This window comes from Kineococcus siccus, from assembly GCF_009906795.1.
GTDB lineage: Bacteria > Actinomycetota > Actinomycetes > Actinomycetales > Kineococcaceae > Kineococcus > Kineococcus siccus.
Genome location: NZ_JAAALN010000155.1, coordinates 1 through 10,150 on the forward strand (window position 1 = coordinate 1; position 10,150 = coordinate 10,150).

Consider the following 10,150-nt stretch of genomic DNA (forward strand, 5'->3'; position numbering starts at 1 on the left):
CTGCGCAGGAGGGGCGTCCGCTGGACGCCACGTACACGGTGGCCGTGCGCCGGGAGCGCACGAGGTCGAGGTCGTCGTCGAGTCCGGGGGGGAGTCCACCGCGCACGCGATGACGCGCACGGACCTGCCGCGGCCGGGGTGGTGGCGCCGGCAGGTGCCCGGCGCGGGCCACGGCACGCGGTACGCCTTCCGCCTCGACGCCTCCGACCCGCGCCCCGACCCGCGGTCGGGGTGGCAGCCCGACGGCGTGCACGGCCCGAGCGCCGTCGTCGCCCCCACCACCTTCCGCTGGAGCGACCAGGCGTGGCGCGGCCGCGACGCGCGCGGCGCGGTCTTCTACGAGCTGCACGTCGGCACGTTCACGCCCGAGGGCACCTTCGCGGCCGCGACCGAGCGCCTCGACCACCTCGTCCGCCTCGGCGTCGAGGTCGTCGAGGTGCTGCCGGTGTCGGCGTTCGACGGGCGCTGGGGCTGGGGCTACGACGGCGTCGCCCCCTACGCCGTGCACGAGCCCTACGGCGGGCCCGAGGCCTTCGCGGCCTTCGTCGACGCCTGCCACGCGAAGGGTCTCGCGGTCGCGCTGGACTGCGTGTACAACCACCTCGGGCCGAGCGGCAACTACCTCGGCGAGTTCGGGCCGTACTTCACCGACAAGCACGAGACCCCCTGGGGCGCAGCGGTCAACCTCGACGACGAGGGGTCGGTGGAGGTGCGGCGCTGGATCGTCGACAACGCGCTGCGGTGGTTCCGCGACTTCCACGTCGACGCCCTGCGCCTGGACGCCGTGCACGCGCTGGTCGACGACTCCCCCACGCACGTGCTGGAGCAGCTCGCCGACGAGACGGCGGAGCTGTCCCGGGAGCTGGGCCGCCCCCTCTCGCTCGTGGCGGAGAGCGACCTGAACGACGCGGCCATGGTGACCCCGACCGCGCAGGGCGGCCGGGGCATGACGGCGCAGTGGGACGACGACGTCCACCACGCCCTGCACGCGTGGCTCACGGGTGAGCGGCAGGGCTACTACGCGGACTTCGGCTCGCCCGAGGTGCTCGCGACCACCTTCACCGAGGCCTTCTGGCACGCCGAGCGGTTCTCCTCCTTCCGCGGCGAGCAGTGGGGCCGCAGGGTCGACCGCGCGCGCGTCGGCGGGCACTCCTTCCTCGGCTACCTGCAGACCCACGACCAGGTGGGCAACCGGGCCGTCGGGGAGCGCATCGGCGCGCTGGTCCCGCCCGCCCGCCTCGCCGCCGGGGCCGCCCTGTACCTGCTGGGGCCCTTCACGCCGATGATCTTCATGGGCGAGGAGTGGGACGCCTCGACGCCCTGGCAGTTCTTCACCGACTTCCCCGACCCCGAGCTCGGCGCCGCGGTCAGCAAGGGCCGCCGCTCGGAGTTCGGCGACCACGGCTGGTCCGCCGAGGACGTCCCCGACCCGCAGGACCCGGCCACGCGGGAGAGTTCCGTGCTGCGGTGGGACGAGGTCGGCGACGGGGCCCACGCCCGCGTCCTGCGCTGGTACACCGACCTCCTGGCGCTGCGCCGCGCCGAGCCGGACCTGCGCGCCGACGACCTGCGCGACGTGCGCGTCGACGTCGACGAGAACTGGGTCGTCCTGCACCGCGGCGCGTTCCGCGTCGTGGTGAGCACCGGGGGCGGGGCCGACGTGCCCGTGGCCGGCGACCCCGTCGAGGTCGTCCTGGCCCACACCGACGCCCCGCACACCCCCGAGCTGCTCAGCGGGGGCGTGCGCCTGGTGGGCGAGTCGGTCGCGGTCGTGCGCGTCGCCGTCCCCGGGGCGTGAGCGGCGACGAGGGCGTGAGCGGCGAGGACGTCGACGCGGCCGACCGCGTGCGGCGCGCCGCCGTGCGGCTGGCCGCGATCGCGCAGACCGGCCTGTCCTACGCCGACGCCGACCCGGCGAAGGACTACGACGCCGCCCGCTACCGGCAGGTCGCCGACCTCGCGACGGAGCTCCTGGCCGCGGTGTCGGGCACGGACCCCGCCGCCCTCCGCCTCGACCTGGGCGGCGACACCGGCTACGCGACCCCCAAGGTCGACGTCCGCGCCGCGGTCGTCGACGAGCGCGAGCGCTTCCTCATGCTGCGCGAGCGCAGCGACGGCCGCTGGTCCCTGCCCGGCGGCTGGGCCGACCCGGGCGACCGGCCCGGCGAGGCCGCCGTGCGCGAGGTCCTGGAGGAGACGGGGTACCCGGTCGCCGCCGTGAAGCTCGTCGCGGTCTGGGAACGCGACGTGCGGGGCCTGCAGCCGCCGCTGCCGGTGTCGGTGTTCCACCTGTTCTTCCTGTGCCGCGTCGTGGGCGAGCCGATCGCCCCGCAGGACCTCGAGACGCTCGAGGTCGGCTGGTTCTCCCTCGACGAGCTCCCGGAGCTGTCGACGATCCGGGTCGTGCGCGAGGAGCTCGAGCGGGTGCTGCTGCACCACCGCGACCCGGACCTGCCGACGGAGTGGGACTGAGGGCTAGGCTGCCCGCTTGTTGCGACCGAGATGCAACAAGCCGTTCGAGGGAGCCCGCATGTCCGACGCCCTGCTCACCTCCGCCACGCGCGCCGCGGGCCGCCGCTGGGACCGCACCGACAGCCGGCGCCTGGCCCGGCTGCTCGCCGTCGTCCTGGCGCTGCACGTCGTCGGCTGGGGCGTCCTGGGCCTCGTCGTCGTCCCCGCGGGGCACACGGTCGGCGCCCAGGTGTTCGGGTGGGGCCTGGGCCTCACGGCCTACGTGTTCGGGGTCCGGCACGCCTTCGACGCCGACCACATCGCCGTCATCGACGGCGCGACGCGCAAGCTGACCGGCGACGGGCAGCGGCCGCTGTCGGTCGGGTTCTGGTTCTCGCTCGGCCACTCCAGCGTCGTCGTGGCGATGGCCGTCGTCATCGCGACCGGCGCGAAGTTCGCGAGCGGCCTGGTCACCGAGGGCACGCCCGCGCACGACGCCCTCGGCGTGTTCGGCACGACGGCGGCCGGGGTGTTCCTCTGGGTCATCGGCCTCGTGAACCTCGCGGCGCTGCTGGGCGTCCTGCGCACCGCGCGCCAGCGCCGCCGGGGCGAGCTCGACGACGCCGCCCTGCACCAGCGCCTCGCCCTGGACGGTGCGCTCGCGCGCCTGCTCTCGCGCTTCACCCGCCGCATCCGCTCGCCGCGGCAGATCTACCCCGTGGGCCTGCTGATGGGCCTCGGTTTCGACACCGCGACCGAGGTGGCGCTGCTCGTGCTCGCGGGCACGGCGGCCGTCACGCTGCCCTGGTACGCGGTGCTGGTCCTGCCCGTGCTGTTCACCGCGGGCATGTCCCTGTTCGACACCCTCGACGGGGCCTTCATGAACCTCGCCTACGACTGGGCGCTGGCGAACCCGTTGCGGCGCCTGGCCTACAACGGCGTGGTCACGGGCGTCTCGGTCGCGGTCGCGCTGGCCATCGGCACCGTCCAGCTCGTCTCCGTCGCCCACGACGAGCTGCAGCTGAGCGACGCGGCCAGCACGTGGATCGCCGCGCTGGACACCGGCGCGGTGGGGTACGCCGTGGCGGCGCTGTTCCTGCTCGTGTGGCTGGGGGCGCTGCTGTGGTGGCGGCTGTCCACGGCGCGCGCCCGGTCCGGTCCTGCGTCGGGCGTGCGCGGGTCGGGCGCAGCCAGGTCGGGCGCAGCCGGGTCGGGCGGGGGCGCCGCCGGGTCAGGCGAGAGCGGCCCCGTCGCGCGCCAGCGCCGAGAGGCGTGAGACGGCCCGCAGGTACTTCTTGCGGTACCCGCCCTCGACGAGCTCGGTGGTGAAGACCGCGTCGAACGGCACGCCCGACGCCACGACGGGCACGTCGCGGTCGTAGAGCCGGTCGGCCAGCACCACCATCCGCAGGCCGACCATCTGGTCGCCCACCGTGCTCACCCCGCGCAGGCAGACCGCGCTCGTGCCGGCGACCATCGCGCCGTAGCGGCTCGGGTGCACGTCGGCGAGGTGGCGCAGCACGGCGGAGAAGTCGTCCAGCGTGGCCCCCTCGCGGCTCGCGGCGACGCGCTCGACGGCCGCGTCGTCGAGGGGCTCGGGCGCTGCGGGCAGGCCGCGGTGGCGGTAGTCCTCGCCGTCGACGCGCACGACGTCGAAGCGGCCCGCGAGGGCCTGGATCTCGCGCTGGAAGTCCTGCGCCGCGAACCGCCCCTCCCCCAGCGCCCCGGGCAGCGTGTTCGACGTCGCCGCCAGGCGCACGCCGCGGTCGACGAGCTCGCGCATCAGGCGGGACATCAGGACGGTGTCGCCCGGGTCGTCGAGCTCGAACTCGTCGATGCAGACGAGGGCGTTGTCCGCGAGCGCCTCGACCGCGGGCAGGAAGCCCAGCGCGCCCACGAGGTTCGTGTACTCCACGAAGGTGCCGTAGGCGGCCCGCCGGCCGCCCTCGGTGACGACCTGGTGGTACAGCGAGGACAGCAGGTGGGTCTTGCCGACGCCGAAGCCGCCGTCGAGGTAGATGCCGGAGGACCCGGCCGCCTCGGGGGCCCGCCGCTTGAACAGCCCCGCCAGGCCGCCCGGGCGCTCCCGGCCGACGCTGACGACGGTGCCGCCGAAGTCCTCCATGGCCTGCACGGCCTCGGCCTGCGTCGGCTGGTCGGGCGCCGGGACGTAGCTGGCGAACCGGACGTCGCCGAAGCGCGGCGGCGGCACCAGCTCCGCGACGAGCTGCTCGGGCGGGACGCGGGGGCTGCGCGCCGCCAGCGACGGCACCGCGGTGTCCTCGGGGCTGCTCACCCCAGGAGCGTAGTGACGCGCGGACACCCCGACCCCGCGGGCGCCGCGCGGCGGCGCGTGGCGCTGGTCACGCGCGTGCAGGGCCCCGAGGCCGCCGTGGGAGGATCCGAGCCCGGGAACGCCCCTGGGAACGTCCGCCGGAGCCGGGGTGTTGCCGCTGACGACGCGCCACGGCACCCCTGCCGAGCGGTGGCGCGACACGACGCCTGGAGGAACCACCGTGACCCTGCCGCTGGACCCCGACCCCAAGCTCGCGGAGTACGCCCACCCCGAGAAGCTCGTCACGACCGCCTGGCTCGCGCAGCACCTCGGCGAGGCCGGTCTGAAGGTCGTGGAGAGCGACGAGGACGTCCTGCTGTGGGACACCGGTCACGTCCCCGGCTCGGTCAAGGTGGACTGGCACACCGAGCTCAACGACGAGGTCACGCGCGACTACGTCGACGGTGCCGCGTTCGCGGCCCTCATGTCCCGCAAGGGCATCGCGCGCGACGACACGGTCGTCATCTACGGCGACAAGAACAACTGGTGGGCCGCCTACGCGCTGTGGGTGTTCACGCTGTTCGGCCACCCCGACGTCCGGCTGCTCGACGGCGGCCGCACGAAGTGGGCCGCCGAGGGCCGCGAGCTCACGACCGACGCACCCACCCCCACCCCGGCCGACTACCCCGTGGTGGAGCGCTCCGACGGCGCCGTGCGCGCCTTCAAGGAGGACGTGCTGGCGCACCTCGGCGGCAAGCTCATCGACGTCCGCTCCCCGCAGGAGTACACGGGCGAGCGCACGCACATGCCGGACTACCCCGAGGAGGGCACCGTCCGCGGGGGCCACATCCCGGGCGCCGACAGCGTCCCGTGGGCGCGCGCCGCGGCCGAGGACGGGACGTTCAAGCCGCGCGCCGAGCTCGAGGCGATCTACCAGCAGGAGAAGGGCCTCGACCCCGCCGACGACGTCATCGCCTACTGCCGCATCGGCGAGCGCTCGAGCCACACGTGGTTCGTGCTGTCCGCGCTCCTGGGCTTCCCGACCGTCCGCAACTACGACGGCTCGTGGACCGAGTGGGGCAACAGCGTCCGCGTGCCCATCGTGCGCGGCGCCGAGCGCGGCGAGGTGCCCGCCCGATGACGGCCGGCACCGAGGACCTGACCGCCGGGCTGCCGCCCGCGCTGGCGGAGATCGTCGAGGACTTCAACGCCCTCCCGGTCGCCGACCGGCTGCAGCTGCTGCTGGAGTTCAGCCAGGGGCTGCCGCCGCTGCCCCCGCGGCTCGAGGGTCACCCCGAGCTGATGGAGAAGGTCGAGGAGTGCCAGTCCCCGGTGTTCGTGGACGTCGAGGTGGACGGGGACTCCACGACGCACCTGCACTTCTCCGCGCCGCGCGAGGCCCCCACGACCCGCGGGTTCGCGGGCATCCTCGCCGAGGGCCTCGGCGGCCTGTCGGCGCAGGAGGTGCTGGCGGTGCCCGCCGACGTCGGGTCCCGGCTCGGGCTCGACCAGGCCGTCAGCCCGCTGCGGATGCGCGGTCTGGCGGGGATGCTCGCCCGCGTCAAGCGTCAGGTCCGGGTGGCGACCGCCACCTCCTGAGTCCCTCCCGAGGAGCACACGTTGACCCACACCCCGGAGCGCCTCGTCGAGGTCCCGGCGAGGCCCCACCCGCACCTGCCGGTCGTGCGGGTCTCCGAGGCGCGGCTGCCGACGGTCCACGGCACCTTCCGGGCCGTGGCGTACCGGCAGGCCGACGGCGTCGAGCACCTCGCCCTCGTGGCCGGCGACCTCGGGGACGGCCACGACGTCCTCGTGCGGCTGCACTCCGAGTGCCTCACGGGGGACGTCCTCGGCTCGCTGCGCTGCGACTGCGGTCCCCAGCTGCACGACGCGCTCGACCTCGTCGCGGCCGAGGGCCGGGGGGTCGTGCTGTACCTGCGCGGGCAGGAGGGCCGCGGCATCGGGCTCGCGGAAAAGATCGCCGCCTACGCGCTGCAGGAGCAGGGCCGGGACACCGTCGAGGCCAACCTCGACCTGGGCTTCCCGGTCGACGCGCGCGACTACACCGGCGCGGCCGCGGTGCTGCGCGACCTGGGGGTGCGCGACGTCGAGCTCCTGACCCACAACCCCGTCAAGGTCGAGGCGCTGCGCGGGCACGGGGTGCCGGTCCTGCGCCGCCGCGACCTGCCGGTCAGCACGACCGCCGACAACGTGCGCTACCTGCGCACCAAGCGCGACCGGATGGGCCACCGGCTGCCCGGCGTGTCGTGACCCTGGCCCCGGGACGGCCCGACCCGCCGGTGGCACCGGCTCCGACCGGCGCGTGGGGTGCGCTGCTGCGGCTCGCGCGCCTGGACCAGGAGGCGGTCGTGACCGCCGCGCTGGACGAGCTGGCCGGGGACCCGCTCGTGCAGCGCTACCGCCGCCTGCTGCTCGACGGGCGCTCGGGGGTCGTGGCGCAGCTCGGCCAGAGCCTCGACGGCTGCATCGCCACCGCAGCCGGTGACGCCGTGCACGTGACGGGGCCGCAGGACCGCGAGCACCTGCACCGGCTGCGCGCCCTCGCCGACGCCGTCGTCGTCGGCCCGGGCACGGTCGCGCGCGACGACCCCCGGCTGACCGTGCGCGCCGTCGAGGGGCCCGACCCCGTGCGCGTGGTGCTGGACCCGCGCGGGACGCTGCCCGCGCGCCGCGTGCTGCGCGACCCGGGGACGCTGTGGGTCACGACGCGGCCGCTGCCCTCGCCCGGCGCGGAGAACGTGGTCGTCGGCGCCCCCGGCGGCTCGCTGCCGCCGCGGGCCGTGCTCGACGCCCTCGCGCGCCGCGGCCTGACCCGGGTCCTCGTCGAGGGCGGCGGGGTGACGGTGAGCCGGTGGGTGTCCGCGGGCGTCGTGGACCGCCTGTTCCTGACGATCGCCCCCGTGGTCATCGGCCGGGGCGGCCGGCGCGGTCTCGCCCTGCCCGACGTCGAACCGCTCAGCGACTGCCGGCGCCCACCCGTGCGTCACCACCTGCTGGGCGAGGACGTGTGCTGCGAGCTGGACCTCCGCGTCGGGGCCTCGGAGGCCGCACCGCACCCCTGAGGGTGCGGGTCAGACGAGCCCGTCGCGACGGGCGGCCTCGACGGCGAGGGTCGTGCTGCGCACGCGGTACTTGCGGCGGACGGCGACCAGGTGCTGGGCCACGGTGTTCATCGCCACCCCCAGGTCGGCGGAGATGGTGGCCGTGGCGTCCCCCCGGGCCGCGCGCTGGAGGATCTCCGCCTCGCGCGGGGTGAGGGTGACGCGGCTGCGGCCCGCGGGTCCCGCGAAGCCCTCGAGCTCGTGCACCTGCGCCTCGGGCACGCACACGACGCGACCCTCGCCGGTCTCGGCGACCGCGACGCCGTGCTCGGCGGCGGCCGCGAGCAGGACGTCCAGACCGGACGGCCCCGCCTCCACGCGGTGACCGCGCTCGTCCTGCGGGGCCTCAACCATGACGGTCGGGCCCGCCGACCCCGGTGCATCCGGACACGCAGAACCTCCACTCGTGGCCGCTGGGCCGGAGGGGGCGGCGCCGGGGCTCTCTCCCGGCAGCACCGCCCCGCGGTAACGCGAGTGTATTAGACGTGAACCGTCACGTCAGGTCCTGACCCGCCGTCGAGGGCCTCGACATCTGACGTCTGCGCCGCCGGCGCCGCCGGCGCGCGCGTGCCGAGCGCTTTCCCCGGCGTGACGGGTGCCGCCGCCGTGAGGACGGCGGCGCCCGTGCGCACGAGGTCCGCGGTCAGGGCGTCGAGGCTCGAGCGCTCCAGCAGACCGGCGTCGCAGTCGCGCTCCCAGCACGCCAGCGACGTGACGCCCATCCGCACGACCTGCGTCACCCGGCGGCTCGCCAGCGGTTCGCGACCCCCCGCGGCGAGGTCGCGCGCGTGGGCGAGGGTGCGCACCAGTCCCCGCAGGCTGGGCAGGGTGCCGCCCTCCGCGGTGAAGCGGCCCAGCGCGTCGAGGGGGTAGCCGGTCAGCAGGGCCTCGTTGAACCGGGCCCAGTAGCTCGGGGTGTGCCCCGCGAGCTCCGCCGCGAACGGCCGCACCAGCGCGCGGACCAGCGCCTCGGGGTCGCGCGTCCGGTCGTCGCGCTCGAGGTCGGCGAGCTCGCGGACGCGGCGGCGGTCGATGCCGACCGTGCGCCGGTAGGCGACCGCGGACAGCAGCCCGAGGCGGTCGCCGAAGTGGTAGGCGATGGCGTTGCTGTTGCGGTGCCCCGCGGCGAGGGTGATGGCCCGCGAGGAGGAGCCCTGCAGGCCGTCCAGCGCCACGAGGCGCTCGGCGGAGTCGAGCAGCCGGTCGGCGGAGCTGCCGGGTGGCGGGAGCCCGTCGCTCACCACCCAGCGCCCGGTCACGCCGCGAGTGTACGGACGGTGGCGCTGAGCCACGTCCCGACGGGCCCCGCCGCGGGGCCCGCGCGGGCGGGTCAGACGGGGAGGGCCAGCAGGTCGCGGTGCGGGACCTCGGCGCGCAGCGCCGGGTCGGTGCGCCGCGCGTGCGCCCAGGCCGCCAGGTCCCCGCCCGGGCCGGCGGCCCGCAGGGCCGGAGCGGTCCAGCCGCGCCACCACGCGTCCAGCAGCTCGCCGTGCGCCGGGCCGAGCCGCCAGGGCGAGGCGGCCGCGCGCACCCGCCACACCGGTTCCAGCAGGGCCGTGACGTGCGCGGTGGCGTCCGGGCCGAGCCCGTGGGCGCGCTGGTCGGCGTCGAAGGCGGCCGCCACCTCGCGCGCCCGCGCGTCCGCCGGCCGGGGTCCGGCCCCGCCGGTCACGGTGAGCGCGACGAGCACGGCGGCGCGTGGCACCACGGCCGCGAGGGCGCCGACGAGCGTGGCCGCCGTCGCGGGCGTCAGGACGTCCAGGAGGGCCGAGGCCGTCACGACGTCCGCGCCCGCCAGGACGTCCGCGAGCGCCGCCGCGTCGCCGAGGTCGGCCCGGCGGGTGCGCACGGTCGCGGCGGCCGGCGGGCGCGGGGCCGCGAGCGCCCGGGACAGCAGCCGGTCGTCGTGGTCGACGAGCGTCCAGTCCTGCGGCGCCGCGAGGCCCAGCCGCGCCAGCCGGGGGGCGAGGTGCCGCAGGGTCGAGCCGGTGCCGGCCCCGAGGTCGACGACGCGGACCCGCGCGTCCCGCGCCCCTCCGGTCGGGCGCGTGAGCAGGTGCCGCACGAGCTCCTCCTCCAGGCCGCCCGCCCGGCTGGCGTGGTCGACGGGCTCGCGCAGCGCCAGCCAGCCGGCGTCGAAGGGCTCCGGCGCACCTGCGCTCACGCCGCCACCTCCGCCAGCACGCGGCCGACGGTCGCGACGGTGTCCGTCCAGCGGGGCAGCCGGTCCGCACGGCGGCGGGCGGCGGCGCGCAGGCCCGCGCGCAGCCCCGCGTCGGCGGCCCAGCGGCGCAGCGCGGCG

General features: G+C 76.5%; 10 protein-coding genes and 1 pseudogene. 7 read left to right on the forward strand and 4 right to left on the reverse strand.

The window, feature by feature from the left end; translation table 11 throughout:
* The 3 genes from treZ to GTR02_RS15685 form a co-directional block, all read left to right on the forward strand.
* On the forward strand, positions 1-1,798 hold a 1,798-nt coding region (gene treZ, locus GTR02_RS15675), incomplete at its 5' end, for a malto-oligosyltrehalose trehalohydrolase (RefSeq protein ID WP_166608431.1).
* A gap of 14 nt (positions 1,799-1,812) precedes the next feature.
* Positions 1,813-2,472 (forward strand): NUDIX hydrolase N-terminal domain-containing protein, encoded by a 660-nt coding sequence (locus GTR02_RS15680; RefSeq protein ID WP_166608432.1) that lies wholly within the window; start codon positions 1,813-1,815, stop codon positions 2,470-2,472.
* A 58-nt stretch (positions 2,473-2,530) separates the two neighbouring features.
* Positions 2,531-3,727 (forward strand): HoxN/HupN/NixA family nickel/cobalt transporter, encoded by a 1,197-nt coding sequence (locus GTR02_RS15685; RefSeq protein ID WP_166608441.1) that lies wholly within the window; start codon positions 2,531-2,533, stop codon positions 3,725-3,727.
* Here the strand turns inward: GTR02_RS15685 and zapE are convergent.
* The gene (zapE, locus tag GTR02_RS15690) at positions 3,683-4,747 is read right to left on the reverse strand and encodes a cell division protein ZapE (RefSeq protein ID WP_338073852.1); all 1,065 of its coding nucleotides are present in this window, start codon (positions 4,745-4,747) and stop codon (positions 3,683-3,685) included. The genes GTR02_RS15685 and zapE overlap by 45 nt on opposite strands.
* A gap of 220 nt (positions 4,748-4,967) precedes the next feature.
* On the opposite strand from zapE, the gene GTR02_RS15695 reads away from it, so the two are divergent.
* The 4 genes and pseudogenes from GTR02_RS15695 (at position 4,968) to GTR02_RS15710 (ending at position 7,809) form a co-directional block, all read left to right on the forward strand.
* The gene (locus GTR02_RS15695) at positions 4,968-5,867 is read left to right on the forward strand and encodes a rhodanese-like domain-containing protein (protein ID WP_166608434.1); all 900 of its coding nucleotides are present in this window, start codon (positions 4,968-4,970) and stop codon (positions 5,865-5,867) included.
* Positions 5,864-6,325: a SufE family protein gene (locus GTR02_RS15700; protein WP_166608435.1), complete on the forward strand. Its 462-nt coding sequence runs from the start codon at positions 5,864-5,866 to the stop codon at positions 6,323-6,325. Before GTR02_RS15695 ends, GTR02_RS15700 begins: the two co-directional genes overlap by 4 nt.
* 81 nt (positions 6,326-6,406) lie before the next feature.
* A pseudogene (gene ribA, locus GTR02_RS15705) lies at positions 6,407-6,997 on the forward strand (GTP cyclohydrolase II); the annotation flags it as partial.
* Between the two features lie 98 nt (positions 6,998-7,095).
* Positions 7,096-7,809, forward strand: coding sequence for a dihydrofolate reductase family protein (locus GTR02_RS15710; RefSeq protein WP_205709395.1), 714 nt, complete (start codon positions 7,096-7,098; stop codon positions 7,807-7,809).
* Between the two features lie 9 nt (positions 7,810-7,818).
* Here the strand turns inward: GTR02_RS15710 and GTR02_RS15715 are convergent, their stop codons facing one another.
* The 3 genes from GTR02_RS15715 to GTR02_RS15725 form a co-directional block, all read right to left on the reverse strand.
* Complete coding sequence (locus GTR02_RS15715; RefSeq protein ID WP_166608438.1) at positions 7,819-8,202, reverse strand: response regulator transcription factor; 384 nt, start codon at positions 8,200-8,202, stop codon at positions 7,819-7,821.
* 125 nt (positions 8,203-8,327) lie between these two features.
* Positions 8,328-9,107 carry a TetR/AcrR family transcriptional regulator gene (locus GTR02_RS15720; protein WP_166608439.1) on the reverse strand — a complete coding sequence of 260 codons (780 nt, stop codon included), beginning with the start codon at positions 9,105-9,107 and terminating at the stop codon, positions 8,328-8,330.
* 71 nt (positions 9,108-9,178) lie between these two features.
* Positions 9,179-10,012 carry an SAM-dependent methyltransferase gene (locus GTR02_RS15725; protein ID WP_166608440.1) on the reverse strand — a complete coding sequence of 278 codons (834 nt, stop codon included), beginning with the start codon at positions 10,010-10,012 and terminating at the stop codon, positions 9,179-9,181.
* Positions 10,013-10,150 lie beyond the last annotated feature (138 nt).